Origin of the sequence: Nitrospira sp. (assembly GCA_015709715.1) — a bacterium.
Lineage (GTDB): Bacteria > Nitrospirota > Nitrospiria > Nitrospirales > Nitrospiraceae > Nitrospira_A.
Genome location: CP054184.1, coordinates 583,119 through 606,866, shown reverse-complemented (window position 1 = coordinate 606,866; position 23,748 = coordinate 583,119). Strand labels below are relative to the sequence as shown.

General features: G+C 61.1%; 35 protein-coding genes. 11 read left to right on the top strand and 24 right to left on the bottom strand.

The features are described from left to right. From moeB (HRU82_02950) to thiS, 7 genes are all read right to left on the bottom strand, one after another. The gene (gene moeB, locus HRU82_02950) at window positions 1-804 is read right to left on the bottom strand and encodes a molybdopterin-synthase adenylyltransferase MoeB (GenBank protein ID QOJ33970.1); all 804 of its coding nucleotides are present in this window, start codon (window positions 802-804) and stop codon (window positions 1-3) included. Between the two features lie 21 nt (window positions 805-825). After that, window positions 826-1,065 carry a FeS-binding protein gene (locus tag HRU82_02945; protein QOJ33969.1) on the bottom strand — a complete coding sequence of 80 codons (240 nt, stop codon included), beginning with the start codon at window positions 1,063-1,065 and terminating at the stop codon, window positions 826-828. 2 nt (window positions 1,066-1,067) lie between these two features. Further along, complete coding sequence (locus HRU82_02940) at window positions 1,068-1,340, bottom strand: MoaD/ThiS family protein (protein ID QOJ33968.1); 273 nt, start codon at window positions 1,338-1,340, stop codon at window positions 1,068-1,070. Next, window positions 1,337-2,587, bottom strand: a complete 1,251-nt coding sequence (locus HRU82_02935) for a threonine synthase (GenBank protein QOJ33967.1) — start codon at window positions 2,585-2,587, stop codon at window positions 1,337-1,339. Before HRU82_02935 ends, HRU82_02940 begins: the two co-directional genes overlap by 4 nt. A gap of 13 nt (window positions 2,588-2,600) precedes the next feature. Further along, the gene (gene moeB / locus HRU82_02930) at window positions 2,601-3,425 is read right to left on the bottom strand and encodes a molybdopterin-synthase adenylyltransferase MoeB (protein ID QOJ33966.1); all 825 of its coding nucleotides are present in this window, start codon (window positions 3,423-3,425) and stop codon (window positions 2,601-2,603) included. 155 nt (window positions 3,426-3,580) lie between these two features. Beyond that, entirely contained in the window at window positions 3,581-4,510 is a 930-nt protein-coding gene (cysK, locus tag HRU82_02925) for a cysteine synthase A (protein QOJ33965.1), read from the bottom strand. Next, complete coding sequence (gene thiS / locus HRU82_02920; GenBank protein ID QOJ33964.1) at window positions 4,507-4,707, bottom strand: sulfur carrier protein ThiS; 201 nt, start codon at window positions 4,705-4,707, stop codon at window positions 4,507-4,509. Before thiS ends, cysK begins: the two co-directional genes overlap by 4 nt. A gap of 193 nt (window positions 4,708-4,900) precedes the next feature. Here thiS and HRU82_02915 point away from each other — a divergent pair, with 193 nt between their 5' ends. From HRU82_02915 to HRU82_02895, 5 genes are read left to right on the top strand one after another with little or no spacing between them, the layout of a single operon-like run. Further along, a complete protein-coding gene (locus HRU82_02915) occupies window positions 4,901-5,278 on the top strand; it encodes a hypothetical protein (GenBank protein QOJ33963.1) in 378 nt (125 codons plus the stop codon). 7 nt (window positions 5,279-5,285) lie between these two features. Next, the gene (locus HRU82_02910) at window positions 5,286-5,834 is read left to right on the top strand and encodes a hypothetical protein (GenBank protein ID QOJ33962.1); all 549 of its coding nucleotides are present in this window, start codon (window positions 5,286-5,288) and stop codon (window positions 5,832-5,834) included. Window positions 5,835-5,854: 20 nt separating this feature from the next. Continuing rightward, on the top strand, window positions 5,855-7,111 hold the full coding sequence (locus tag HRU82_02905) for an FAD-dependent monooxygenase (protein ID QOJ37091.1): 1,257 nt from the start codon (window positions 5,855-5,857) through the stop codon (window positions 7,109-7,111). Window positions 7,112-7,159: 48 nt separating this feature from the next. Further along, window positions 7,160-7,918, top strand: a complete 759-nt coding sequence (locus HRU82_02900; protein QOJ33961.1) for a nucleotidyltransferase domain-containing protein — start codon at window positions 7,160-7,162, stop codon at window positions 7,916-7,918. Beyond that, complete coding sequence (locus HRU82_02895; protein QOJ33960.1) at window positions 7,915-8,646, top strand: TPM domain-containing protein; 732 nt, start codon at window positions 7,915-7,917, stop codon at window positions 8,644-8,646. The genes HRU82_02900 and HRU82_02895 overlap by 4 nt, the downstream gene beginning before the upstream one ends. A 67-nt stretch (window positions 8,647-8,713) precedes the next feature. On the opposite strand, the gene HRU82_02890 is transcribed toward HRU82_02895, so the two are convergent. From HRU82_02890 to HRU82_02865, 6 genes are all read right to left on the bottom strand, one after another. Next, window positions 8,714-8,950, bottom strand: a complete 237-nt coding sequence (locus HRU82_02890; GenBank protein ID QOJ33959.1) for a hypothetical protein — start codon at window positions 8,948-8,950, stop codon at window positions 8,714-8,716. Beyond that, window positions 8,947-9,663: a hypothetical protein gene (locus HRU82_02885; protein ID QOJ33958.1), complete on the bottom strand. Its 717-nt coding sequence runs from the start codon at window positions 9,661-9,663 to the stop codon at window positions 8,947-8,949. Before HRU82_02885 ends, HRU82_02890 begins: the two co-directional genes overlap by 4 nt. A 120-nt stretch (window positions 9,664-9,783) precedes the next feature. Next, window positions 9,784-10,338: a universal stress protein gene (locus HRU82_02880; GenBank protein ID QOJ33957.1), complete on the bottom strand. Its 555-nt coding sequence runs from the start codon at window positions 10,336-10,338 to the stop codon at window positions 9,784-9,786. Window positions 10,339-10,562: 224 nt separating this feature from the next. After that, complete coding sequence (locus tag HRU82_02875; protein ID QOJ33956.1) at window positions 10,563-11,150, bottom strand: hypothetical protein; 588 nt, start codon at window positions 11,148-11,150, stop codon at window positions 10,563-10,565. A 15-nt stretch (window positions 11,151-11,165) separates the two neighbouring features. Further along, a complete protein-coding gene (locus HRU82_02870) occupies window positions 11,166-11,615 on the bottom strand; it encodes a DUF5069 domain-containing protein (GenBank protein ID QOJ33955.1) in 450 nt (149 codons plus the stop codon). Then, a complete protein-coding gene (locus HRU82_02865; protein ID QOJ33954.1) occupies window positions 11,615-12,292 on the bottom strand; it encodes a DUF3386 domain-containing protein in 678 nt (225 codons plus the stop codon). The genes HRU82_02870 and HRU82_02865 overlap by 1 nt, the downstream gene beginning before the upstream one ends. 251 nt (window positions 12,293-12,543) lie before the next feature. Between HRU82_02865 and HRU82_02860 the strand changes: the two genes are divergently transcribed. Next, window positions 12,544-12,891, top strand: coding sequence for a hypothetical protein (locus HRU82_02860; GenBank protein QOJ33953.1), 348 nt, complete (start codon window positions 12,544-12,546; stop codon window positions 12,889-12,891). Between the two features lie 27 nt (window positions 12,892-12,918). On the opposite strand, the gene HRU82_02855 is transcribed toward HRU82_02860, so the two are convergent. The 5 genes from HRU82_02855 to HRU82_02835 form a co-directional block, all read right to left on the bottom strand. Further along, window positions 12,919-13,212 carry an ATP-dependent Clp protease adaptor ClpS gene (locus HRU82_02855; GenBank protein QOJ33952.1) on the bottom strand — a complete coding sequence of 98 codons (294 nt, stop codon included), beginning with the start codon at window positions 13,210-13,212 and terminating at the stop codon, window positions 12,919-12,921. 125 nt (window positions 13,213-13,337) lie between these two features. Next, window positions 13,338-14,003, bottom strand: a complete 666-nt coding sequence (locus tag HRU82_02850) for a hypothetical protein (GenBank protein QOJ33951.1) — start codon at window positions 14,001-14,003, stop codon at window positions 13,338-13,340. Further along, a complete protein-coding gene (locus tag HRU82_02845) occupies window positions 14,003-14,200 on the bottom strand; it encodes a hypothetical protein (protein ID QOJ33950.1) in 198 nt (65 codons plus the stop codon). Before HRU82_02845 ends, HRU82_02850 begins: the two co-directional genes overlap by 1 nt. Window positions 14,201-14,221: 21 nt before the next feature. Further along, complete coding sequence (gene hemW / locus HRU82_02840; protein ID QOJ33949.1) at window positions 14,222-15,424, bottom strand: radical SAM family heme chaperone HemW; 1,203 nt, start codon at window positions 15,422-15,424, stop codon at window positions 14,222-14,224. Beyond that, the gene (locus HRU82_02835; protein ID QOJ33948.1) at window positions 15,417-15,695 is read right to left on the bottom strand and encodes a hypothetical protein; all 279 of its coding nucleotides are present in this window, start codon (window positions 15,693-15,695) and stop codon (window positions 15,417-15,419) included. The genes hemW and HRU82_02835 overlap by 8 nt, the downstream gene beginning before the upstream one ends. 81 nt (window positions 15,696-15,776) lie before the next feature. Here HRU82_02835 and HRU82_02830 point away from each other — a divergent pair, with 81 nt between their 5' ends. From HRU82_02830 to HRU82_02820, 3 genes are read left to right on the top strand one after another with little or no spacing between them, the layout of a single operon-like run. Then, complete coding sequence (locus HRU82_02830; protein ID QOJ33947.1) at window positions 15,777-16,007, top strand: zinc ribbon domain-containing protein; 231 nt, start codon at window positions 15,777-15,779, stop codon at window positions 16,005-16,007. Window positions 16,008-16,036: 29 nt separating this feature from the next. Beyond that, window positions 16,037-16,357, top strand: coding sequence for a hypothetical protein (locus HRU82_02825; GenBank protein QOJ33946.1), 321 nt, complete (start codon window positions 16,037-16,039; stop codon window positions 16,355-16,357). A 1-nt stretch (window position 16,358) separates the two neighbouring features. Continuing rightward, window positions 16,359-17,048: a hypothetical protein gene (locus tag HRU82_02820; protein QOJ33945.1), complete on the top strand. Its 690-nt coding sequence runs from the start codon at window positions 16,359-16,361 to the stop codon at window positions 17,046-17,048. A 26-nt stretch (window positions 17,049-17,074) separates the two neighbouring features. Here the strand turns inward: HRU82_02820 and HRU82_02815 are convergent, their stop codons facing one another. From HRU82_02815 to HRU82_02800, 4 genes are all read right to left on the bottom strand, one after another. After that, the gene (locus tag HRU82_02815; protein ID QOJ33944.1) at window positions 17,075-17,719 is read right to left on the bottom strand and encodes a response regulator; all 645 of its coding nucleotides are present in this window, start codon (window positions 17,717-17,719) and stop codon (window positions 17,075-17,077) included. A gap of 32 nt (window positions 17,720-17,751) precedes the next feature. Next, window positions 17,752-19,833: a response regulator gene (locus tag HRU82_02810; GenBank protein QOJ33943.1), complete on the bottom strand. Its 2,082-nt coding sequence runs from the start codon at window positions 19,831-19,833 to the stop codon at window positions 17,752-17,754. Window positions 19,834-19,916: 83 nt separating this feature from the next. Next, window positions 19,917-20,816, bottom strand: coding sequence for a formylglycine-generating enzyme family protein (locus HRU82_02805; GenBank protein ID QOJ33942.1), 900 nt, complete (start codon window positions 20,814-20,816; stop codon window positions 19,917-19,919). Next, window positions 20,813-21,538: an iron-containing redox enzyme family protein gene (locus HRU82_02800; GenBank protein ID QOJ37090.1), complete on the bottom strand. Its 726-nt coding sequence runs from the start codon at window positions 21,536-21,538 to the stop codon at window positions 20,813-20,815. Before HRU82_02800 ends, HRU82_02805 begins: the two co-directional genes overlap by 4 nt. 74 nt (window positions 21,539-21,612) lie before the next feature. Here HRU82_02800 and HRU82_02795 point away from each other — a divergent pair, with 74 nt between their 5' ends. Beyond that, window positions 21,613-21,897: a hypothetical protein gene (locus HRU82_02795; GenBank protein ID QOJ33941.1), complete on the top strand. Its 285-nt coding sequence runs from the start codon at window positions 21,613-21,615 to the stop codon at window positions 21,895-21,897. A 148-nt stretch (window positions 21,898-22,045) separates the two neighbouring features. Beyond that, on the top strand, window positions 22,046-22,312 hold the full coding sequence (locus tag HRU82_02790) for a DUF2007 domain-containing protein (GenBank protein QOJ33940.1): 267 nt from the start codon (window positions 22,046-22,048) through the stop codon (window positions 22,310-22,312). Window positions 22,313-22,315: 3 nt separating this feature from the next. Here HRU82_02790 and HRU82_02785 read toward each other — a convergent pair whose 3' ends face one another. Together HRU82_02785 and HRU82_02780 are read right to left on the bottom strand one after the other, a co-directional pair. Next, entirely contained in the window at window positions 22,316-22,768 is a 453-nt protein-coding gene (locus HRU82_02785; GenBank protein QOJ33939.1) for a hypothetical protein, read from the bottom strand. 128 nt (window positions 22,769-22,896) lie between these two features. Further along, the gene (locus HRU82_02780) at window positions 22,897-23,682 is read right to left on the bottom strand and encodes a hypothetical protein (GenBank protein ID QOJ33938.1); all 786 of its coding nucleotides are present in this window, start codon (window positions 23,680-23,682) and stop codon (window positions 22,897-22,899) included. Window positions 23,683-23,748 lie beyond the last annotated feature (66 nt).

The window sequence follows — 23,748 nt, the reverse complement described above, 5'->3', positions numbered from 1 at the left end:
TCAGATGGTGCAGGTCACGCTGTAGTCGCTGCCTAGGTCCTTGATCGTGGGGGTGGCGCTACAGAGCGGGCAGCGCGGGTCCTTCGGGCGCGACACTTTCCGGAATTTCATCTCCAGCGCATCGTAAATCACGAGCTTGTCGGCCAGGGATTCGCCGATCCCGAGGATTTCTTTGATCGCTTCCGAGGCTTGTAAGATGCCCATGGTGCCGGCCAGGACTCCCAACACGCCGGCTTCCTGACAATTCGGCACCAACCCGGCCGGCGGGGGCTCAGGATAGAGGCAGCGGTAGCAGGGATGTCCGGCATGGGGTTTGATGGTCGTGAGTTGTCCCTCGAAGCGGAACATGCTGGCCGAGATCAGCGTCTTCTTGGCGAAGAAACAGGCATCGTTGACCAGGAATCGGGTCGTGAAGTTGTCGGAGCCATCCAATACGATGTCATAGTCGGCGATCAGACCGAGAATGTTCTCCGTGTCGACGTTCATCTGGTATGTCTTGATCGTGATGTCGGGATTGATGGCCGAGAGCATCTGCCGGCCCGATTCGACCTTGGGCACGCCGACGGTGGCCGTCGTGTGGAGGATTTGCCTCTGCAGGTTCGAGAGGTCGACCACGTCGCCATCCACCAAGCCGAGGGTGCCGATGCCGGCTGCGGCGAGATAGAGGGCGGCAGGGGAACCGAGGCCGCCGGCGCCGATCAGGAGGACCTTAGCCTTCGACAGCTTTACCTGCCCCTTGCCGCCGACTTCGTTCAAGATGATATGGCGGCTGTATCGTTGAATCTGTTGATCGGTAAATTCCATGCGATCCGTCTCTTCCCGCTGTTACTCCACCACGTTCAACTCGATAGGGTCGACGACGCAGCCTTTGTTGCGGAACCCTTCGATGGCGCGTTCGATCTCCTCGGTCTCACCCGTCAACTCAAGATCCATCCAGCCGGTCGTTTCGCGCACGTCGGCGCGGCGTACGTTGGTGACGACGTTGAATTCATGGCCGATCTGATAAATGATCGGCTCCTTGATTTTGGTTTCCGGGAACCGGATGTGAAAACGCAAGCTGGTCATGATTACCCTCCCGCGATCGCGGGTACGATCGACACTTCATCGCCGTCCTTCAAGGAGGTTTCCTTGCCGTTCAGGAACCGGATATCTTCCTCGTTGACGTAGATGTTGACGAAACGCCTCAAGTCGCCCTTTTCATCGCAGAGCCGGTTCTTCAATCCTGGATAGGCGGCGTCAAGGGACCCGATCATATCGGTAATGTTGGCTGCCGAGGACTCAACCTCCCCCAGTCCTTTCGTCAGCGTCCGCAGGGGAGTCGGAATACGCACTTTAATCATGAATCACCACCACCGTTCTTTCCCATTTTGAAGGTTTTTTGGAAACTCACCAGGCTGGGCTGGATACGGAATGGGCGTCCGACGGCATCGACCACCGCTTCCTGTGTCTTGAGCCCATTGCCCGTGATGTAGGCGACCGTGACGTCGCTCTTCTTGATGATGCCCTGCTTGGCCAGCTTGCGCAGGACGCCGACGGTCACCCCGCCGGCCGTTTCTGCGAAGATGCCTTCGGTTTGGGCCAGGAGCTTGATGCCCTCCACCACTTCCTCGTCGGTCACCGCGTCCATGGCACCCTTGGACTCCGCCGTGGCCTTCAGGGCGTAGTAGCCGTCGGCGGGGTTGCCGATGGCCAACGACTTGGCGATGGTCTTCGGCTTCACCGGTTTGAAGAAGTCCCGGCCGGCCTTGTAAGCGGTGGTGATAGGGGAGCAGCCTTCGGCTTGGGCGCCGTTGATTTTGGTGCGAACGGAATCGACCAGCCCCAGGGCATGCATTTCGTTCAACCCCTTCCAGATCTTGGTCAGCAGGGAGCCGGAAGCCATGGGGATGACCACCTGATCCGGCGTACGCCAGCCGAGTTGCTCGACTGTTTCGAACGCCAGCGTCTTCGAGCCTTCGGCGTAGTAGGGGCGAATATTGATGTTGACGAAGGCCCAGCCATGCTCGCCCGCGATTTCGCTGCAGAGCCGGTTCACGTCATCGTAATTGCCCTCAACCTCGACGACGTTCGGTTTATAGATCAGGTTGCCGAGCACCTTCGCCGCTTCCAGATCCGCCGGAATGAATACATAACACTTCATGCCGGCCGCCGCGGCATGCGCCGCAACGGAATTGGCCAGGTTGCCGGTCGAGGCGCAGGCCACCGTCTCGAAACCCAGTTCCCGCGCACGGGTTAATGCGACCGACACGACGCGGTCCTTGAACGAGAGAGTCGGATGGTTGACGGTATCGTTCTTGATGTACAGCTCGTCGATCCCGAGATAGGCGCCCAAGTTTTTGGCCCGGACCATGGGCGTCAATCCGGCGTGCGGCCCGATGATGGCGGTGCTCTCGACCGGCAGTAAATCGATGTAGCGCCACATGCTATGCGGGCCCTCTTCGATCTTCTTTCGGGAGATCGACGCCTTGATCTCGTCGTAGTTGTATTTCACCTCAAGCGGGCCGAAGCACATTTCACAGACGTGAATGGCTTTGGGGGGATACTCTTTCCCACATTCCCGGCACACGAGCGCTTTCATTTTCGCCATGGGGACACCTTCGCTACAAGTTACGTTGACCCGGAAGCTCACATGTCGGCCCGACATTGCCGTCTTCGATCAACTCTGTGATCGTGGGCCGTTCGCCGCAGAGCGGACAATCGGGATTCCGCTTCACGCGGATTTCTCGGAACTGGGTACGCCGCGCATCAAAGTCCAACAGACGGTCGGTCAAGGGACGGCCGATGCCCAGGATCAACTTCAGGGCCTCGGTGGCCTGGATCGTGCCGATGATGCCGGCCAACACGCCGATGACACCCGCCTCCTGGCAAGAGGCCACCAACCCTTCAGGAGGCGGCTTCTTGAAGACGCAACGGTAACAGGCGGACTTTTTCGGAATGATGGTCGTGACGCGCCCGTCGAACCGCAGGATGCCGCCGTGCACCAACGGTTTGTCGGCGAAGAAACAGGCGTCGTTGATCAAAAACTTCGTCGGAAAGTTATCGACGCCGTCGATGACGACATCGAAGTCGGCGAACATCTTCAGCGCGTTGCTCGCGCTGAGTCGTTCTTCGTACATCACCACGTTGACGTCGGGATTCAACGCCTGGATCTTTTCTTTGCCGGAGAGGACCTTGGGACGACCCACGTCGGGCGTCTGGTGAATGACCTGACGCTGGAGGTTGCTGAGGTCGACGACGTCGCTGTCGATCAGGCCGATGGTCCCCACGCCGGCCGCGGCCAAATAGAGCGCGGCAGGTGAGCCCAGCCCACCGGCACCGACCAGGAGGATCTTCGATTTGGCGATCTTCTTCTGGCCCTTGCCTCCGACCTCGGGCAAGAGAATGTGGCGGCTGTAGCGGTTGATTTGTGTTTCGGTAAATTCCATCTTCGACGGAGGCTGAGAACCGTCACCAGCGGCGTTCTCGTATCGTTCATGCCCTCAACGTACCGCGAGGGTGCGTCTCAGACCTTCATTCGCTGCGGCCTTGCTGGCTGACGCTGTTGAGCCTCCTCTCCCTAAGATAGTGACCTGACGCGCCATCAAATGTTGAAGTACTTCTCGATGCTGATATAGCGCTCGCCTGTGTCGCAGAGGATCGTGACGACATTTTTGCCCGGCCCCAATTCTTCGGCGATTTTTTGGGCGGCGAAGACGTTGGCGCCGGCCGAAATGCCGACCAAGAGTCCTTCCTTCTTCGCGAGCAATTTCGCGGTCTGATACGCCTCATCGTCCGTCACGGTCACTACCCGATCGAGCAAGGTGCGATCCAATACTTTGGGCACGAACCCGGCGCCAATGCCTTGAATCTTGTGCGGCCCGGGGTCGCCGCCGGACAGGACCGGTGAACCGGCCGGCTCGACGGCAATGATCTTGGCTGTCGGATTCCGTTCCCGGATGGCTCCGCCGCATCCGGTAATGGTGCCGCCGGTGCCGACGGCCGCCACGAACGCATCGACCCTCCCGTCCAGGGCTTCCAGAATTTCCGGCCCCGTGGTCTTGCGGTGCATGGCCGGATTCGCCGGATTGGAGAATTGGTCGGGCATGTAATACGACGGATTCTGCGCGACGATGCTCTCCGCCTCCTTGATCGAGCCTTTCATGCCCTCCCAGGCCGCGGTCAGCACCAGCTGCGCGCCGTAGGACGACAGGAGACTGGCCCGCTCCATGCTCATGCTTTCCGGCATGACCAGGATCAACTTGTATCCCCGGACGGCTGCGACCAACGCGAGCCCGATGCCGGTGTTGCCGCTGGTGGGCTCCACGATCGTGCCGCCCGGCTTGAGCTTGCCCTGCCGCTCGGCCTCGTCGATCATGTTCAGGCAGATCCGATCCTTGACGCTTCCGCCGGGATTGAAGGACTCCACCTTGGCGTAAATGGTTGCGGAGCCGGGTTTGGTCAGGCGATTGAGACGGACCAACGGCGTGCGGCCGATCAATTGCGTGATGTCGGGATGGGCCGTGAGGGTCACCGGCCACCGCCCATGTAGAAGAGAAATTCGACATGATCGCCGTCTTTCAACTGCGTCGTCTCCAGGTGCGTCCGCTCCAGCATGGTGTCATTGACCTCGACCGCCACCATTTGCGGTTCGATGCTTTTAGCTTTCAACAGATCCAGCACCGTGCCCCCGGCAATCTCTTCGGACTTGCCATTGATCGTGACCTGCATACCTGCTCCTGATAGGGGTAAGAGTCTAAATAATTTCAAGACGTTAGCAAACGCATTCTGGATTTGTCAAGGCAACGATCCACCGCTTGACGCCGGTGCCGGTCGCGGGACGGCGCCGCGCCTTGGCGGACGGCGCTTTCCTTGACTTTCACCCCGCCTAACTTACAGTATGCGCCGGTCTGGAGGGTAGGTGATGTGGAAGAAAAATTTCCTGTTTCGTGCGCATGAAGCGACTCCCTTGAAGGAGTCGGAGAATGAATTGTTTCACGATTCCGAACCGGCGTTGGACAGCGCCGGGCTCCAGATGGAGAAGTTCCTGTCGGTCTGGGTGCAGGGCGAGGGGGAAGACGACCGTCCCACCCTCTACACCAATATCTACGTACGGACGGCGACGCTGGATTTTCGGACGAAGGCAGGTTTCCTGCAGCCCTTGCAGGGACGGTCGCATCAGATCAAACAGATGCTGACCACGGAACAGAAAATCTTTTTGCGGGATTGGTTGTCGAAAGCTTCGCCCCAAGCCTGGGAAGAATCCGATGAGCATTTTCGAGCGCTGTTCGATCTCGAGTGAGCCTCGTTTGCGGCGGCCTCGTCGGACGGCCTGTTTGACCACCCTGCTCCTGCACCTGGTCCTCTTCGCGGCGCTGGTCCCGCTCCGTGCATCCGCGACGGTGGATGTGTACTATGCGCCTGAGGATCAGCCCATTGATCGGGTGGCCGCGCTGTACGACCGAGCGACCACGTACATCTATGCATCGGTGTACGGCCTGACGGCGCCGGCGGTGGTGAAGTCGCTCGTGGAGGCCAAGCGGCGCGGCGTCGATGTGCGCGTCATTACCGACCGGGAGCGTCTGACTGATCCGAAACAACAGCGCGCACTGAACACGTTGAGATTGGCCGGCGTGCCTGTGCGGATCAATCGCCACGACGGTCTCATGCACATGAAGCAGGCAGTCATCGACGATCGAATCAACACCTCCGGCTCGGCGAACTATACGACAAGCGGCAACCGGTACAATGATGAGCGGCTCGATGTGATCACCGACGCAGCGGTGACGACGAAGGCGCGCCGAAAGTTCCTGTCGATGTGGAACGATCAAGCGCGATTCGAAGACTGGAGCGAGTAGACGGGGTGGAGGGGGATACGGTGATCGAAACCGATGTCGCGATCGTCGGCGCGGGTGGCGGCGGAGCCGTGTTGGCGCTGATGCTCGCGCAACGCGGCGTGCGACCGCTGGTGCTGGAGCGTGCGCCGGGCCCCCCACAGGGATTGCGTGGAGAAATTCTGCAGCCGAACGGCCAGCAGGTGTTGGACCGGCTGGGCCTGCTGGACAAATTGCCCGCCCATGCGGTGTGCCCTGTCAGGCGATTCAATTTCTGCCGCGCCGGCGGCGAGCGACTCTGTACGGTCGACTACGGCGACCTGCCCGCGCCCTATAACCGCGCCTTGGTGACGTTGCCGAATGTGGCCCACCACGCCATTCTCGACGCGTTGGAACGGCAGAACCCCGGCGGACTCTGGTACGGCGCAACCTTGACCGGCTTGCGGTTCGATGGGAGTCGCGTCGTCGGGCTGCGGGCTGAGCGGCAGGGGGAGCCGGTCGAGGTTGCCGCGCGGTTGGTGGTCGGAGCCGACGGCGCTTTCTCGAAGGTGCGGGAGAGCTTGGGTATTACAACCGACCTGCATCGGTACTCGGAAGGGTATCTGATTGCGATTCTCGACGTGCCGGAAGAATTGGAGGAGGCGCGGTACCTGGTCGGCAAGCACCAGATCCTTGGGTTGTTTCCTGCGGCAGGGCGAAAGGTGTACGTGTTCTATATGATCAAGGCTGGATCGTACGATGCGGTGAAGGCGAGGGGACTCCAGGCCTTGCGCGAGACCTGGGTCCGTATCGATCCCGGCATGGAAGGTATCGTCAAGGGCCTGGTCGACTGGAACCAAACCGGCTACATGCCGACGGGGCGGGTTCGCACGGACCGTTGGGTGGCGGATGGGGCCGTCCTGATCGGCGATGCGGCCCATGCCATGAATCCTCACGCATCGCAAGGACGTATGCAGGCCATGGTCGATGCGGTCGTCGTGGCCGACCTGGTGCCTGGCTGGTTGAAACACAGCGACCTGTCCGCCGCGACCCTACGGGCGTTCGAAGTGGCCCGCCGACCGCAGGTCACCATGCTGCAGCGGTTGGCCGACGAGCAAGTGACCTATTGGAACACGGGCAATCCGGTGGTGGCGTTCCTCCGAGATCGAGTCTTTCGTACGTTGGACCGCAACGCCCGATTGCGTTATCGCGTCCTCTCGACCACCGCCGGTCTCCGGACCACGCCGCCTTTTTCTCTCGTGGATCGTGTCATGGCTGCCGGGCTTTTGCCCGATCCCCGCGCAAACCAGGTTGGGTGCTGATCGAGCCATGCACACGATGATTGTCCCACCATTACGACCGAGGTGTTTGTGACCCAACCCACCGCATTCGATATTCCATCCGAAGTCCAGGAATTGCTGCAGCGTTATGTGAAGGAGACCACGGCCCTCTTCGGCCAGCAGCTGGAGGGCATCATCCTGTACGGCAGCGCCGTGCGCGGCGAATTTCTGCCGGGCCGGTCCAATGTGAATCTCCTGTTGCTCGTCAACGGGTATGAGCGTGAGGGTTTGAAACGGTACGCCAAGGCGCAGCGCCGCTGGAGCCGGGAGCAGTTCGCGGTGCCGCTTCTCCTGACTGAGGCCGACCTGACGAAACCGGGGACGGTGTTCCCGCTCGAGTACTTGGAAATCCAGGAGCAGCATCGAGTGCTGTGGGGGCGCGATCCCTTCATCGGTCTCCACATCGACCGAACACACCTGGGCTATCAGGTTCGACAGGGCCTGGAAGGCAACCTGCTCCGGCTGCGCCAACGCTTCATCGAAGGGGGAGGGACGGAGGAGGCGATCACGATGTTGCTGCCCCTTTCGTTGACGGCGTTGTTGCCCTGCCTTCGCGGCCTGCAGCGCCTCGCAGGAGAGCCGCCGTTATTCCACTCGGAGCCGCTGTTGGCGAACGTGCAGGCCATGACGGGCCTGGACCTGACGGGATTCATGGACGTGCTCCATCTCAAGCGGGGCATCATCTCGCCCGGTCCGGTGGAGGTGCCGCGGCTCTATGACCGCTATGTCGAAAATCTGCAGCGGTTGATCAGCCAAGTCCAACCGGATGGGACGTTGAAAACGCCATGAGGATCAGCCTGTTGCTGCGGCGTTGGCCGTTTGTGCTGATTGCGGTCGTCTTGCTGTGGACGTGGCCGTCGCAGGCGCGCGAAGTCGCCCCAGTCTATGATCCGCTCGGTTACGTGAGCGACCACGCAGGGGTGATCGAGACCGATTGGCGCGCGCGCATCCGGTCTGTCTGCCAGGATCTTGAACGGAAGACCGGCGTGGAAATGGTGGTGGTGACCGTGCCCTCTCTGAAACCCTACGGATCGGCGAACGACTACGCCACCGCCCTCTACTCAAAGTGGGGGATCGGGTCCGCGCAGGACGAACATGGCGTGTTGGTGTTGTTGTCGGTGCAGGAGCGACAGGCGGCCGTGACCATGGGCCGACGCATGATCCCTGTGATGGGCGGCGAAGTGGTGGGCAAGGTCGGTCGTGAATATTTGGATCCCGCCATTAAGAATGGGCATTTCGGCGAGGGCCTCTACCGCACGGTCGTCGCCTTGGCCTCCACGTCACAAGAGATTCGAGTCGGGTCGCTGCAAAAAGCCCATTTCCGCGGGTTGGGGTTTTGGATCACGATCTCCACCGCCAGCGGCGCCCTCTGGTTTCTCTGGTGGCTCAGCCGCCCGGACTTGCGTCATCCCTACGCCAGGCTGCGCCGTGGTGAGTATTGGGGGAGCGGCCAAGGGGGATTCGGCGGCAATTTCGGCGGCATGGGTGGCGGGATGAGCGGGGAGGGGTGGAAGTGAGGGGGAGGATGGGTTGATGGGTCCTCCTGCTCGCGGAACGCGCGCCCTATCACCACCAGCCGTTATGTCATGCCGCCGCGCTTTTTGTTTCTGCGGTCGATGAGGATGCCAGGGAGATGACGTACTCGAAGCGAGAGGGGCGCCGGAGCGTCAGCCGCCCGTCTCGACAGAGCTGATCCACTGCCGCGAACACCTGGTTCCAGGTGCAGGTGGAGAGGCGTTGCACGAGTTCTTCCGGCGTACAGGACCCGCGTCGCTCCATGTCATCGAGAATGCGCCAACCAATTTCGTCTCCCGGTGTCATAGTTTCCTCCCCGGACAGATCTGCTGTCTGACAGTGTACCCAGGAAAACGTCTCCGGGCCGCTGACGAATCCACGATTCTTGCGTCGACATTCCCTCGGGCAGCTCGTCGCAGCTTTTTTTTAGACGAGACGCGGTGATGGAGTTCATGTTGGAGGAGTGACCCCTGCGCCTCTTGCATCAGGCCCGGCGTCAAGACCGTCATGATGGCGCTCCCATGCGTCTCGAGGGCGGCCGTTGGTTCGTTGAGCGTCTCCATGAGTTCACAAGGCCAATCGATTCCCTCGTCTTGCAGGCCTTCCAGATGCCTCATGATGGGCAGGAACGTTTCGAGGATCACGCTTCGTGCCTCTTCCGACTGGAGCCGGAACCACCCTTCCTTCGTGCCCACCGCCCGATAGATTCTGCCGATCAGCCGTTCTCGGGTCCCCTGGGGGTCCAGCCCGAAGTCGCGGCACAGCTCTCCCAGCAGGGTTGCGTCATAATTGTGGAGGTACCAGATGACTTGGCGGGACAGGCTCTCGGCCGGCAGTACGAGCGAACCGATATGGGGCCGCAGGCGAGCGAGTTGCTCCTGTCTGGTTCCGGTGGTCGACAACCCGAGGTCTTGCAGCCAGTCGCTCAGATCCTTGGTGATGCAGAGGTTGACATAACAGTCGATGAACATCGCTTTCAGCGACGCAACATTCTCAGGCAACGGTGTGTCTTCGCCCATTACTCTGTCTGGATCGCTCGGCCATGCGATTCTTGTCCCACAGGAGGGACAGAAGCGGGCTTTCACGGGGAGGGTCGCCTCACAATGTGAGCAGTTCATGGCCGCCTCCTGGGTCGACGGTTACTCCAGCACCCACAGCGCAACGCCGGGCAATTCCCGCATCAGGCGATCGGTCACGCTGCCGCCGAAGAGTCGCTTCGCGCCCGATGGTCCGCCACGAGGCACCACGATGGTGCCGTATTCGCCGGCCCTGGCTTCGTCCAGGATGGTATCCGCGATATCGCGCTCATATCCGAACTTGAGCGTGACATGATCGATGGGGAAGCCGGTCTGTCCCAAGTGCTCCAGTGCCTTGACCAGGATGGGATATTCGATGGCGCCTTCCGTCCGCAGCCAGGCTTCCTGTTCTTTGCGAAGTTGCTCGCCGAGGTGGTCTTCGATCTCAGGGTCTTCGGAACCGCCGTGCTCCATCAACTCACGAGGCATGGGGTTCAGCACATGGAACAACGTGACGCTCACCTCTCGGGTTTCCCGGAGAAGGGTTCCGACATAGTGTACGGCGTGGATGGATGCCTCTGAGTCGTCGACGACGATCAACAGATGTTTGGGAGCGGTGCGGCTTGCAGGGGACCGTCTCGACTCGGATAGGGGGTGGTCTTGCTTGGTCAAGGTCATGACATCACCTTACCTTCAACGAAGAGGAATACGCAGCGGCGCTGCCGCGCCTTCCATCGGAAGGCGCGGCAGTTTCGAGGCCGAGCGGTATATAGAACGGGTTTCCGCCGTTACAACGGCCGGTGCTGGTGGTCTGGGGGAGTGAGGTCTCGCATGCGACCCCTCCTGGTTGAAACGCAGTGACGCCGAAACAGGTCCCAGCCTATGCCGATGAGGAGGACAAGTCAACGGCGCCGGCTGGTCCGCGTCTTCACGACCGTCTTACTGCGCGACAGGGAGCTGGCTGCCTGGACGCCGTTCCGAACCAGATAGGACGCGATCTCCGGCGCTCGCTTTCCGGCCGGGCCTGCCGGATTCGTATCTGCGTACGAACTGTTTGGATTATTCTTGAAGAGCCAGAGTTGGCTTGCGCTCATGGGGACAGTCGGCGAGGGGACGCCGGCTCCTCGAAACTTCATCATGCCCTGTGTTTGAATCAGGACTGATCCACTGGTGACGGACGGGTAAAGTGAGACCCCTCCCATCAGTTCGATAAAGGTCTCCATGGCCACGTGGTTGCTCTGCGGAAACGGCACCACCTGCGTGAGACCATACTTCGTAATGCCGGCATGTTGCAGGAGCAGCGCGATCTCCGCGCCGGTTGCATAGCGGAACCCATAAGTGGTGGTGTAGCCGCCGGCGCCGCTCAGCACCTCCAGGTAGGATAGGTTTAACGTGGCGTCAAGGCTGAGCCATTCGAGATTGGTTTCGGTATCGAGTGTGATGAGATGATCGCCGGTTCCTGGAACCAAGTTCTGTTGCACGAGCGCCATGGTTGAACCTCCCGGTCAGTGAGTGGATGGTGTGGGATGCCGTCGTGGGACGGGGCGGCCTTCCTCCAGGTCTTGCAGGTCGGACCAAGCGGTGATGTCGATGCGAGAGGGATCGACGGCATCGCGGTATCGATTGAAGGATGCCTGTTTTTCAGGTGTACTGGGGCCTCGCGTCAGCATCATGTGGTTCCACTCGTCCAATGCCCTCTGATCGTGAGGCTGGGCAGTCCGTCGGAACCAATCGGCCACCCCGGCATCGGTGGAGTGTGTCTGCACGGCGGCCGTGAACTGCGCCGCCGTGATGCCGGCAAACTCCAACAGCCGTTCATCCATTGGACAGGGGTAGATGTATTCGCCCTGGGTTCCCGCCAGCCAGGCGCGGCACTTGTCGATCATGCGTGCGAGGTGCACATGCCCTTCCAGCGTGACACGCATGCTGCGCGGGAATCTCTGCCGCAAATCCATCAGGCCAAGAGCTTGTGGTTTTGGAACGTGAGGGTCCTCACCAGGACTTCGCCGTCCTCATAGGAGATGATGCGTCTGGTGCCTGGCAGGTCGGAGGACCCGACCCTGGCATGTGTGTCCGTGAAGCTCTCGACCGTGCGGAGTTTCGCATCCTGCGGCGAGTAATAGTAGACGGTGTATTTCGTGGTGAGATGCTTGCCGTCCTGCGTGGTGGCGCTTTCCTCGACATTGATCGTGAAGGCGACGCGCTCCATCCTGCGGTTAATCTGGGTGATGCGTCCGTCCTTGATCCGGTAGAACGACTGGTTGCCGTCTCCCGCGATATTCAAACGGCGACCGAAGGGGTGTCCATCCTCCGCGCCGAAGGTGAGGCGATACTTGCCGTCCGATTCCTCGAACTTGCGCGGGCCCCGGTGCACGGCGATCATCCCAATCTGCTCCTGCGCCCACTTCTGAACTGCTTCGTCGGGCAACTGAACGGTCACCTCACGAGGGCTTTTCAGCACCACGGTGCCCTTGAGCACTTGGCCATTGGTATTGACGGTCAAGTCCGCGGAAAACCCTTTGAAGTCAGGCTGCCAGCGAGCGGTGTTCTCAAAGGCCTCTTGCAACGTTTTCCGGGCTTGGGGGTCATCGGCTGTATCGGTCCTGGTTTCCGTCGGTGCTGAAGTCTGCATGGTCTGGCTCCTTCCTTCTGTCTGAGTGAATCCAAATCGGATTATAGAGACGACGGCGGCGCTTCTACAACCCGGATTGGGAACGATTCCAGCCCCCTCCCAAACCGGTTCTCACCTGAATCGAGAACACTGCCGGTCGGCTTGGAATTTCTATAGTACTGGCTAGGCCGAATCTGATACACTGGTAGCCCATCCCTATATGAGAATGGGCCTGGGCCGGTCAGGTTCTTGGAGTTTTGGAAAGGAGCGCTATGGAGCGTCGGGCAGCGTCTCATACAGAAGAAGAAGAGATGAATCAGCGACGGCGGCTGTTGGCCTTGGCTCGCAAGGGCGACCCCAAGGCAGTCAGCAAGCTGTTCGAACTCTACCAGGTGCGCGTGTTAAACGGCGACATGCTCAACAAGTTGAATAAGTCATACTACAAGACTGCCGCTGCGCAGGAACAGAAAGCCTCGCAGGCCGCCACCAAATCCGCCAAGCCTCAGAAAGCCGTGCATGGGAGTCCGAAGGTGGCTCCTAAGGCCGGGGTCGCTCAGGCCCCGTCGGCTGCAAAACCCAAAGCAGCCAAACCGCAACCGGCGAAAAAACGAGCCAAGTAACCGACCACCCTCTTTGTCGCCATCCCTTCACTGAACCCCGACTCGAAGCCCACCCGCGGCGAGTTTGGTTCCGATCTCCTCCGCCGTTTTTCTTGCTCCTGAATAGACCGTCGCCTGTCCCTCGTGGTCGATACGCCAGGCCAATTCGAACGCCCGCGAGGAGGTCATGCCGGGAATGACTTTGCAGAACAGGCTGATGACCTGTTGGTAGGTATGGCAGTCACAGTTGAACACGATGACCCGGGCCTCAAGGTCATCGCCCGTGCCGGTGTCCGTCGTGTCGAGGGCTTCCGGGGTGATGGCTGGGGTGAGGGTGCTCATGCGCGGTCGGCTCGTGTCCGAGTGTAGCAGGCAACCGGGGGGCAAGCGCAACCGGAAACGGGCGAAGCTGATGAACTGCTGTCGGGACGGGACTTCGTGGGGCAGGTGGCTTGGCGTTGGGACCCTCAAAGCAATTCGGTGGCCAGCTGGATTCCTTCTCGTTCGAGGGAGCGGCTCAAGAGGGCATGATGCGCAGGGGAATCTGTTACGGCCACGAGCCGGTGGGCCGAGGCGAGGCGAAGGGTATAGACCTGAGCTGCGGCAGTTTTGACCAGGGCCAGTCCGTACTCGAACGCAAAGGCGTCTTCGAGGGATGGGGAAGGGCCGGCCAGTTGTTGCACGCGATGGAATCGGTAGCTCTGGGAGACGCAATCCGGTTCGAGCAGCCGGAGCAACGCCGCAGGGCCAGGCAGGAGTGCCGCGCCGATGCGCATCGAGTGGGTGAGATCGAACAGGCCACGCTGAAACCGCCGATTTTCCCGAAGGGCCTCGTGGAAGAGGCGGCGCCAGTCGGCGTCGCCGAGATCGCGATCGACGGCGGCGATGGCGTCCTGGTCCAGGGCGCCACTGACGTTGTATCCCTGCACGATCCGTCCTTCCGTCACGAGGGCGGGCTGTGAATCCCCCATGCGGTCATGATAGGCCGTCGTCCCCATCAACGGCGTGAGGCGAAGGGCCATGTAATCCCGAAAGTGGATTCTGTCGTACCGGCTCAACAGCCGATCCAACGTCGCCGGAGCGCAGAGGTGGAAGGGGTGGAACAGCGCATCGCGAAGGGAGGGGCGGGTCACTACCAGTTGTCCATATCGATCACTTCGGTCGCATCCCACAGGTTCTTGCGTTCCGCGTCCGCGATGGCCTTTTCCCGGTCTTCTTCCGTCTCTTCCCCGAATTGCTTGGTTTGCACCGCTGCCGGTTCCTGAGCGGCGGCAGCCTCCTCAAGTTGGCGGCGACGGCGACGTTTGCTGGGATCCATATTGACTGGCATGGGCTCTCTCCTTTCCGCCGCTCAGTCTCTCCTCTGTCTGTGCCGGAAGTCAATGGGAGCGGCGGATGAAGGGGGGGCCTCCACGCTGCTCCACAGCGAGAGGGCGACATGGTCTGCGTAGCGTCGTCCCTGAGTGGTCAATCGGATGGAGTTGCCTGCTCGTTCCAAGAGGGCGACTTCGACCAAGTCGTCGATCCGTCGTGCGAGGCTGGGGATGGCCGCTACTCCCACGTGCTGCAGCGAGACGCCCTCGGTGAGGCGGAGGCCGAACACAACCCGTTCCCCGATGGCGACGGCGGTCGGCAATTGCTGGCTCTCCTCAATCGGGCACTCGCCTCGGCGCAACATGCGATTGTACAGTGCCAGATCGGCGACGTTGCCGAACCGCCGTCCGTTGACGTAGGACTGCGCGCTGGGGCCGAGACCCAGGTATTGGCCGCCGGTCCAGTAGAGTCGATTGTGGCGGCTGGCGAATCCGGGCCGGCAATAGTTGGAGATCTCGTACCGGTTGTACCCTGCTTCGCGCAGAAGACCTTCGGCCATGTCTTCCATCTCGTTTTGAAGACCTTCGTCCGGTGCCGGAACCAGCCCCCGCTGGACGGCGCCCTGCAGCCTCGTGCCTGCCTCGACCGTCAAGGCATAACAGGAGATGTGGGTCGGGTCGAGCTCCAGGACCTCGCGTAAGGACCGGGCCCAGCTGGCAAGGGTTTGTCCCGGGAGACCGTACATGAGATCCAGATTGAGGGCGACGAACCCGGCATCTCTCGCGGCAGCCACCATCGTGGCCGTGTCGGTGGGGGAACCTGGGCGGCCGACCAGAGTCAGCTCCTGCTGGTCCATCGATTCGGCTCCGAAGCTGAGCCTGGTAAAGCCCGCCTGTCGCAGGCGGGAAAGCCCTTCGCGTGAAACCGAGGCCGGATGGGCCTCGACCGTGATCTCTGCATCCTGCGCCAGGCCGAAAGTCCGGCGGGCCGTCGACAGGAGTTTGCTCAGGTGCTGCGGCGTCAGCGTGGTCGGGGTGCCGCCGCCGAAATAGATCGAATCCAGCGGCGCACCGTCGAACGGATCTTGGGCTCCATACAACTGCAGCTCGGCGAGGAGCGATTCCACGAACGCCTCGGCGGCTTCCGGCTGGTGAATTTCCAGATAGAAGGCGCAGAAGTGACAGCGTTGCTGGCAGAAAGGAATATGCAGGTAGAGCCCGCGCGATGCCCGGTCATCCATAGGGCTTACGCGCATTGTCCGCTTCGGGGGAGAAGTCCCGGATCAACGCCACTTCGATCTCGTCGTCCGCCGATTTCCCGCGGTTCCTGACGTGACTCGTCCATGCCGGGTATTGCCTCAGGCTGTCGAACAGGTTCTTGAGCAAAACGGGCTTGATGTACCGTTCCCATTCTTTTACCCAAGCCTGTTCGTCCTGGTCACCTTCATAGTCGTCTGGGAAATGAGCCTCCAGGCTGATACGGAACGTAAACGTCTTTTCTTCTATCCACATCGTGCGTATTCCTCGTCGGTTGATTGCGAACGGGATTCGGCGTTACATATAATGCCTCCATTGTTCAAGGAGACCAACGCCATGCCCATCTTCGAGTACGTCTGTCAAGAATGCAACCACCGTTTTGAACTCTTGGTGCGAGGCGACACGGTTCCGGCCTGTCCGGCCTGCCGCGCGACGGTCTTGCACAAACAGTTTTCGGCCTTCGGTGTCGGAGCGACCGGCGATTGGACCGGCGGGTCCGCCGCGCCGGGCGGAGGCTGCGGAAGCTGCGGCGATCCGCGCGGCCCCGGTGCCTGTTCCATGAATTGAACGCCCTCACTTTCGACGAGCTGTTTCCGATGGATGAACAGGACCAGCACCTACAGCGGGCCATCAACACGATTGCGCAGTCCGATCCTTTGATCAAGCTGCTGCAGCAGGTTCGCTTGGGGCGCATGAAGCCGAATGACGCCGGATTACGAGCGGTGACGGAATCCTGGTTGGGCGTCTATGCCCAGGTCTTGAAGTCCCACTCGTTGTCTCGTTCTCAGCTGGTCCGCTTGGACCCGGAACCCCGTCTGGAGGTGTTGGTAGAAGCTGGCGTGTTGTCCTGGGACCATGCGGGCACCAAGGACCTGCGCGCCCTGTTCCAACAGATGGTGGTTGCTGCAATCGCGTGACATGCCGGTCTATCCGCTGACCCTGCGCGCAATGTTCTTGGGTCTCGTGCTGACCTGGTTCCCCCTCTTCACTGCGTACGCCGACGAGGTCTCCGGCATCAGACCCCTGCATGGGGCGATCGAGGCGGTCTTGCTGCGCCTTCCTCCCGATACGCACTACCTGTTCGACCCCTCCTCGATCGCACAGTTCCTTGCAGAACTCGACGGCGACCCACCCGATTGGGCGGCCGTCTACGGATACGGGCACCACGATCCCGGCCATGATGATCGATTGTTTACTTTGAATCGCGAGCGGGATGCCAAGCGGGAGGGAAAACCGGCCCTGCACCAACGCATCGCCTTCCTGTGGTTCGGCGAGCTCTCGCGGTTCGATGAGGAGGAGCAGGGGTTTCGGGTGGCGCTGGGGCCCCGGTTCAATCCCACTCCTTGGGGCGATGTGCGATTCAAGCACGAAGATCTTCCCGCGACGTTGATCGCGCAGGCGGGGCCGGCCACCGCGGCCCTCAAGGTCCGTTTCCGCCAGGAGCGGACGATTCCGATCGATGTGGTGGTCGTCGGCCGCCTCATCCCCGCGGAGTCCATCGTCTACGATTTTTCCCATGAGGAAGAGGGGCGAGGGCTCATTATGCCGGTCGTGCAGGTGGAGGCGGTGGAGTTTGTGCTGAACGAGTCTTCCGCCCGGCGACAGTGATCGAGCCGAGGAAGGTCCGGATGCGGTCAGCGAGCCTGGTTCAATTGCGGGTAGGCCCGGTGGAGACAAGAGTCGCAGACCGCTTCGGAGACTCTCCGGCGCGCGTGCTGGCGGAGGTAGTCTTCGATGCGTTGCCAATAGGAGCCGTCGGTTTTCACTCGTTTACATTTCGCGCAGACCTGCAGGGTTCCGTGGGACGTGGTGATCTTCTCGAAGGCGTGGTCGAGTTCTTTGGTGCGCTCCAGCAGTTCCTGCTCGCGTAATTTCCTGGCATCGATCTCCTGCTTCAAACTGAGGGAATTGGCCGATCGCGCCACGAGTTCGGCGGGGATCACGGGCTTCCGAATGTAATCCGTTGCGCCTGCGGTGTAGGCGGCTTGAATGTCCTCTGCCGTGGTGTGGGCCGTGACGATGATGATCGGCAGGCCTTGCAGTCGTTCCTCCGCCCGGATACGCCGACAGGCTTCCAAGCCGTCGAGGTCCGGCATCTCCAGATCCATCAACAGTAAGTCCACCGTCGTCGCCGGCATACCCCCCTTGCCGATGCCGAGGTGCAAGAGCGCCTCTCGGGCCGTCGCCATGGGCAGTAGGGGACCGAAGCCTGCGCTGTGGAGAATCGTGTGCAGCAGGTCGCGCTCTTCCTGGCAGTCGTCGATGATGAGAATGCTCATGTCCCTGTGCTCCTTTGCCGGAGCCTGGAGACTCAGGCGGCTTGGTCTGCGTCGGCGAGAATCGTCTCCAGGTGGTCGATCTCCTGCTGGATGGCCGCGAGGTCGCCGCTTCTGGCTGCTTGCTCCAGTCGTTGTCCCACCGCGCCGATCTCCGGGAATCCATAGGAGCCCGACAAGCCCTTCATACGGTGGCCGATGGTCCGAATGGCGTCATAGTCCTGTGCTGCGACCGCCTGTCGGATAAATTCCACGTCCTGTCGGCGGTAGGCGAGGAATTGAGGACGTTGACGTTGGATCTCGCGACTGATGCGAGCGGCGAGATCGAGGGAGAGGCCGGAATCCTCCGCCTGAGCCGGTGCTTCAGAAGGGGGAACCTCATACCGTTGCAGCGCCTCGAATAACTGAGACTTGGTGATGGGCTTGGTCAAAAAACCTGTGCAGCCGGCGGCGAGACTCTGCTCTTCGGCATCGCGGTAGGCGTTGGCGGTCAAGGCCAGGATGGGAATCGATGTGTGGCGATGGACCGATTCCCAGGCGCGGATGGTACGCACGGCGGTGAGGCCGTCGATGCCGGGCATCTGCAGGTCGAGCAGGACCAGGTCGAACAGGCCGGCTTGAAACGCCGCGATGGCCTCTTCACCGTTCGAGACGATTCGGACCTGGTGCGGACTGTGCTGGAAATAGAACCGCAGCAATTGCTGGGATTCGGCGGAGTCCTCCGCGACCAACACGCGTAATCCCCGACCACCCGATGGGTGAGCCGTAGGCCGTGAGGGGAGCACCGAGGCGCGACGGTCGAGGCCTTGGTTCCCCAACGATTCCGGTTCACTGACCGCCTTGAGCGGCAAATCGACCGTGAAGGTGCTGCCGTGCTCCTGGTCGCTCTCGGCCCAGATTGTTCCTCCCATCAGGTGGACGAGACGTTTACAGATCGCGAGGCCGAGCCCCACACCACCTTGGCGGCGGGCTTGAGCATCCACTTGGGTGAACCGGCCGAAGATGCGTTCGAGTTGATCGGATGGAATGCCGATGCCGCTGTCTCGTACCGCAATGCGGAGCCTCTCTCCCTCTCCGGCGGATCGCTCGACTGTCACGCGCAGGATGATCCCACCGTGGTCGGTGAATTTGATCGCATTGCCCAGGAGGTTCACCAGGACTTGATGGAGCCGGAACCCATCGCCCTCCAGATACCGAGGGATCTCCGGCGACAGTTCGCAGGTGAGCGACAAGTGTTTTTCTTCAGCGCGATGGGCCAGCAGCTGGACGGTCCGTTCTACGACCTGATGGATGTCGAAGGGGATTTGCTCCACCTGAATCTGGCCCGCTTCGATGCGCGAAAAATCCAACAGGTCGGTGACCAAGCGCAAGAGGGTGTGACCTGCCTTGGCGCACATTTCGCCGTACTGGCGCTGCGAAGGCGTGAGGGACGTGGCGAGGAGGAGGTCGATGGTGCCGCACACGGCGTTCAACGGCGTCCGAATTTCATGACTGACGCTCGCCAGAAAATCACTCTTGGCGCGACTGGCTTCTTCCGCCGCTTCCCGCGCCCGGCGTAGGGTGGCTTCTCCCTCTTCACGGTCGGTGGTGTCACGGGCGAACAGACACAAGGCTGACCTCTCCGCGTCGCCCATTGGCAGCAGGGTAAGTTCGATAGGAATCGTGCCTCCCTGCTTGTGTCGCGCAATTACGTCCAATCGATGGCGTGGGGCCGGTGACCCCTCGCTGCTCCAACATTGCCGCACCGCCGCGATGAGTGACGGCCGTGCCTCATCTCCGGCGATCAGGTCCGCGAACTCCCGGCCCAGGGCCTCCTCGCGGTCGTACCCGAAGGTCCGCTCGGCATGGTGGTTCCAGGCGGTGACGAGGCCTCGGCGATCAATGGTGAACGCGGCGTCCGGCGCGGCATCGAGGAAGATCTGCTCCGGCCGTGGATGTCTGTCCCGCGCCCCCGTTCGATAGTGCCAGAGCAGGAGCGCCGTGACAGAAAGGCCCAAGAGAAAGTAAGGGAGCCACGTGGCGACGTGCTCGACGAATCGCAGCCCCACCAAGAAGGTGAGACCCGTGAGGCCGATCCAGAAGCCAGTGATGGAGGAATGGTTGCTGCGGACCTTCATGAAGTGCGATCGGGCGCAGGATTTCTTGCAGTATACCGGCCAGCGAGGGAGGGACCTAGCGTCTACTGAAATTCAGCCAGGCGTTAATAGGCGTCGCGGGCGCAACGGAAACCGGTGCCGGACGGCCGGCTGTCCATCGTGCCCCAGTCGCGGTCGGTGGTGCGCAAGCTGACGGCGGGCTTCAACCAGGAGCCACCCCGCATCGCCTTGATGGCGCCACGGTCAGGGCCCTGGGGATTGGTCAGGGGCGCGATGCGGTAAAAGTTGGGGTTGTACCAGTCTTGGACCCACTCGGCGGCGTTGCCCGCCATGTCCAAGACACCGTAGGGGCTGGCTCCTTCGGGGAAACTGCCCACGGGCATCGTGAGCACCTCACCCTTGATGCCCTTCGCCTTTGACACGGCGGCACCGACCCCCTTGAGCCAGAAGGCTTCCCATTCGCGACTGTCGGCGATGTGAACGGTTTCACCCGCCCAGTAACTGGCGCTGTTGCTCTTCGTAAGATCCCACTCGTTGCCCCAGGGATAGGTGCGGCCGTCGGTGCCGCGTGCGGCCTTTTCCCACTCCGCTTCGGTCGGAAGGCGTTTGCCGGCCCAGCGGCAGAACTGCACCGCATCCAGCCAGTTCACGTTGACGACGGGATGCCGTTCGATGCCGGCTATCGGTTTGTTCTGCTCCCAGAGGGTGGCCGCGGCTGTGGCGTGGGCCGGAGCCTGGTAGCCGGTGGCCTCCACGAATCGTTGGTAGTCGGTGTTGGTCGCCTCGTACCGATCGATCCAGAAGGCTCCGAGATAGACTCGGCGCAACGGTTGTTCATCGGGCAACCCGCCGCTTCCCGCCGCGGTGCCCATCGTGAATTCGCCGGCCGGAATCAGCACCATGTCGTCTGGCAAGGGGTCTGCTTGGATGGGCAGTACATATCCCGCAGCCCACAAGAGCCAGAGACAGACGCAGGTCTGTAAAACGGCGCGACATCCGGTCATGTGCGTTTCACCCCACAGGCCTTGGCCACGCCGTCCCGGTAGGCCATCCAGAGGGCCAGCCCCTTTGAGACACAGTCGAGCACCGCATCTTGTCTTTTGCGACTGTCGGCGTAGGTGACGACCATCGCATAGGCATCCTGGCGGTGTCCGGCTTCTACCTTTTGGTGCGCTCGGATCAAGTCCATGTGCTTCCGAGCGATCCCATGGTGGCGAATCAATGGGTGTGCATCGATATAGACTTCGATCTCCTCGTCTGTCTTGGGCTTGGAGGGGGCCAGGATTTCCTGCCGATCCTTCACGCTGCCTTCGACGAATACGGCCAAGGCTGCCGCGCCCACCACCCAATCGCGGCTGATGGTCACCTCTTCCAGCCAGGCCCGGTAGCGGGCGCCGGCGGGAAGCAGCCGCGCCTGGCGAAAGGTGGCCGTGGAGAAACCCAGTCCCGCCATCATTTCGTTGAACAACTCGGGGTGTGATCGGCCGAAGGAGAGGCCGCCGGTGTCTTCTTCGTAAATGTTTGCCGCCAGCATGCGCCGGACATCCGGGGGTGGATTTTGGCCATGCACCCGTGCCAGGAGTACGGGAAAGTCCCGCACGTAGACCAAGTATTCCTGCTGGTAGTGGATTTTCAACCGGTCCTTGCTGATGCCGGGACCCATGAGAAGGGGCCAGGCCCAGTGGTGTTTGCCGTCCATAAGCGTCAAGAGCCGTTCTAGAAACATCCGCTTGGGGAGTCGCCGCTGTGTCATGCCTTGCCTTCCCTCTTTGTCAATCGCTACAATCGGATACTAATCGTATGAAACCTGTCACTATTCAGAACTCGGACGAGATCCTGAACTTCCTTGCCGAAGTGGCGTTGCGCGGCAAGGGATTCACGACGGAATGTTTGCTCGACTATGTGCTGGACGAAGGGTTTACGGAGCCGATTTATCTGAACGCCTCGGGTGAAGATCCTGAGGCCTTTTACAAGAACCAGCCTCAGGCCTGGGCGATCTATCAGGTACGAGAATGGAAGCGGGTCTTGACCGTGTCCGGCGGACCGGGCAAGGAGCGACGCGTCCAGATTACCGAAACGCCCTAGGCCCCTTCCTGGTGTCCGGTTCGAGACGATCGTCCCTTCCCGGTCAACCATGTGGCTCCATGTCTGCCTCTCCGGTCATAAGGTCAGTGTATGGGCAGTGGGGGATAATTGCAATGAATGGTGTCCTGTCCGGCGGAGGTACGGCGAAATGATGGGAGATCCGCGATCCGGTTCCGCGAAGCTGGTTCCGCTCTGTTATCCCAGGGATGTTGGGGAACTGGCGTTGATCAAGAGCCTGCTCGAAGGGAACGGCATTCCCTATGCCGTGCATCACGAACATGTCGGAGCGCTCTATCCCGGCGTCTCACTCTTGGGCGGTCGCGTCATGGTGGCGGAACGGGAAAAAACTCGGGCGGCGATCCTCATCAGTCGCCTGGCCCTGCAGATCAGGGAGGCGACCGCAGAGACTGAATGAAGGCTAGGGGTGGCCCTTCGGTTTGACCGGTTCGGGATTCACGGGCAGGGGCAGCCGCACGTCGGACCCCGCAAAGTGGCCGCCGATCAGTTTCCCCTCTTCGAAATACAGGTAGCGGTGCTTCACGACCGACGAGCTTTCCCAATCTTCATAAATCCATTCTTCGCGACGTAATCCGTCGCTGGTGTGGGAGACGTTCATCGTATTGGGCGAACCCCAGGCTTCCAGCACCTGTTTGCGATCCATCCCGACCATCACGCGATGGCTCTCGATGTGTTTCGAGAAGTCCGGGTCGAGCCAACCGGGGACGAAACGAAAGGCGATCAGGCTCACCACGAACAGCCCCAAAAAGGTGTTGATGATGATCCGTACCGGCCGCTGCCGAAGAAAGGGGGTCGGCTCCGGGGTCGCATCGGGGGCCGAGATCTGGGGTGCTGAGGTCGTGTGTTCCGTCACAAGTGTCCTTCCTTCGTACCAGCCTGAGAGAGGCCAGCCTGCCAATGCATGCTAAACAATCGTTTTTCGCTCCGTCAAGGGAGTGGGAGGGCGCGCGCTCACAGGGATTTCGGCTGCAGGCCCGGCAGCTACTCGGCGTACTTGGGGACGGGAATTTTCTTTACGGCCGGCGGCGGCGGCGGTTGTTGGGCAAAGGCCTTGGAATAGGGATTGAGAATCGGTTCGTGCGTATTGCGTTGGCGCAATTTCACGAGCGCGAGGCTTTGGGTGCTGATTTCCAGCCGGTCGATCAGGGCCTTGGAGGTCAACGGGTCGGGCAGGCCTTGGAGCGCGAACATCTGGAAGGCCAGCGACCAATCCAGCGATTCCTTTCCCTTTTCCCGCACGAGAAACCGCGCCTCGGGCGACGAGGGGCCGCTGAAAAAGAGCAACATGATATTTGATCGGAAGACCGGGGCGTTCGCATCTTCGGAGGGTTTGAACTCCGGCACCAATTCGGGAATCTTGCTCAGGGGAACCGGCGGGGTGAATTCGATATCGACCAGGCGTACGAACAGGGGCCGTTGTTCGCTCTGGTCGTTGCGATCGAAGGTATAGCTGAACGAATACCGGACATCGATGCCGTCTCGCTTATAGGTGTAAACGTCCTCGCCGTTTTCCGGCGAGACCACCTTTTTAAAGTACTGGTCCCAATCACCGATCGGATAATAGGTGAATACGCGCAAGGCCGACTTGCGGTCCCGCACGGCTTGCGGCAGGCCGAGCTTCTGGTGCAGGTCACTCTGGGAGAGCCCGAGGTACCCGTCTTCAAAATAGGCGCCGGCCCACGCCGGTGCGGAAGCCGAACTCGTCAGGACCATCACCACGCACAGGAGACCGAGGAACAGAAGCCGAGACACTGTCTGATGTGCCATAGGACAAACTCAGGCTCGGGCCAGACAATGCGAGGCATCGTATCGGCCAGGGTGGGCAATGTCAAG

Excerpts from the sequence above, each read along its gene's own strand:
- moeB (QOJ33970.1), bottom strand. The coding sequence starts at position 804 with ATGGAATTTACCGATCAACAGATTCAACGATACAGCCGCCATATCATC.
- HRU82_02945 (QOJ33969.1), bottom strand. The coding sequence starts at position 1,065 with ATGACCAGCTTGCGTTTTCACATCCGGTTCCCGGAAACCAAAATCAAG.
- HRU82_02940 (QOJ33968.1), bottom strand. The coding sequence starts at position 1,340 with ATGATTAAAGTGCGTATTCCGACTCCCCTGCGGACGCTGACGAAAGGA.
- HRU82_02935 (QOJ33967.1), bottom strand. The coding sequence starts at position 2,587 with ATGGCGAAAATGAAAGCGCTCGTGTGCCGGGAATGTGGGAAAGAGTAT.
- moeB (QOJ33966.1), bottom strand. The coding sequence starts at position 3,425 with ATGGAATTTACCGAAACACAAATCAACCGCTACAGCCGCCACATTCTC.
- thiS (QOJ33964.1), bottom strand. The coding sequence starts at position 4,707 with ATGCAGGTCACGATCAATGGCAAGTCCGAAGAGATTGCCGGGGGCACG.
- HRU82_02915 (QOJ33963.1), top strand. The coding sequence starts at position 4,901 with ATGTGGAAGAAAAATTTCCTGTTTCGTGCGCATGAAGCGACTCCCTTG.
- HRU82_02895 (QOJ33960.1), top strand. The coding sequence starts at position 7,915 with ATGAGGATCAGCCTGTTGCTGCGGCGTTGGCCGTTTGTGCTGATTGCG.
- HRU82_02890 (QOJ33959.1), bottom strand. The coding sequence starts at position 8,950 with ATGACACCGGGAGACGAAATTGGTTGGCGCATTCTCGATGACATGGAG.
- HRU82_02885 (QOJ33958.1), bottom strand. The coding sequence starts at position 9,663 with ATGGGCGAAGACACACCGTTGCCTGAGAATGTTGCGTCGCTGAAAGCG.
- HRU82_02880 (QOJ33957.1), bottom strand. The coding sequence starts at position 10,338 with ATGACCTTGACCAAGCAAGACCACCCCCTATCCGAGTCGAGACGGTCC.
- HRU82_02875 (QOJ33956.1), bottom strand. The coding sequence starts at position 11,150 with ATGGCGCTCGTGCAACAGAACTTGGTTCCAGGAACCGGCGATCATCTC.
- HRU82_02870 (QOJ33955.1), bottom strand. The coding sequence starts at position 11,615 with ATGGATTTGCGGCAGAGATTCCCGCGCAGCATGCGTGTCACGCTGGAA.
- HRU82_02865 (QOJ33954.1), bottom strand. The coding sequence starts at position 12,292 with ATGCAGACTTCAGCACCGACGGAAACCAGGACCGATACAGCCGATGAC.
- HRU82_02860 (QOJ33953.1), top strand. The coding sequence starts at position 12,544 with ATGGAGCGTCGGGCAGCGTCTCATACAGAAGAAGAAGAGATGAATCAG.
- HRU82_02855 (QOJ33952.1), bottom strand. The coding sequence starts at position 13,212 with ATGAGCACCCTCACCCCAGCCATCACCCCGGAAGCCCTCGACACGACG.
- HRU82_02845 (QOJ33950.1), bottom strand. The coding sequence starts at position 14,200 with ATGCCAGTCAATATGGATCCCAGCAAACGTCGCCGTCGCCGCCAACTT.
- hemW (QOJ33949.1), bottom strand. The coding sequence starts at position 15,424 with ATGGATGACCGGGCATCGCGCGGGCTCTACCTGCATATTCCTTTCTGC.
- HRU82_02835 (QOJ33948.1), bottom strand. The coding sequence starts at position 15,695 with ATGTGGATAGAAGAAAAGACGTTTACGTTCCGTATCAGCCTGGAGGCT.
- HRU82_02830 (QOJ33947.1), top strand. The coding sequence starts at position 15,777 with ATGCCCATCTTCGAGTACGTCTGTCAAGAATGCAACCACCGTTTTGAA.
- HRU82_02825 (QOJ33946.1), top strand. The coding sequence starts at position 16,037 with ATGGATGAACAGGACCAGCACCTACAGCGGGCCATCAACACGATTGCG.
- HRU82_02820 (QOJ33945.1), top strand. The coding sequence starts at position 16,359 with ATGCCGGTCTATCCGCTGACCCTGCGCGCAATGTTCTTGGGTCTCGTG.
- HRU82_02815 (QOJ33944.1), bottom strand. The coding sequence starts at position 17,719 with ATGAGCATTCTCATCATCGACGACTGCCAGGAAGAGCGCGACCTGCTG.
- HRU82_02810 (QOJ33943.1), bottom strand. The coding sequence starts at position 19,833 with ATGAAGGTCCGCAGCAACCATTCCTCCATCACTGGCTTCTGGATCGGC.
- HRU82_02805 (QOJ33942.1), bottom strand. The coding sequence starts at position 20,816 with ATGACCGGATGTCGCGCCGTTTTACAGACCTGCGTCTGTCTCTGGCTC.
- HRU82_02800 (QOJ37090.1), bottom strand. The coding sequence starts at position 21,538 with ATGTTTCTAGAACGGCTCTTGACGCTTATGGACGGCAAACACCACTGG.
- HRU82_02795 (QOJ33941.1), top strand. The coding sequence starts at position 21,613 with ATGAAACCTGTCACTATTCAGAACTCGGACGAGATCCTGAACTTCCTT.
- HRU82_02790 (QOJ33940.1), top strand. The coding sequence starts at position 22,046 with ATGATGGGAGATCCGCGATCCGGTTCCGCGAAGCTGGTTCCGCTCTGT.
- HRU82_02780 (QOJ33938.1), bottom strand. The coding sequence starts at position 23,682 with ATGGCACATCAGACAGTGTCTCGGCTTCTGTTCCTCGGTCTCCTGTGC.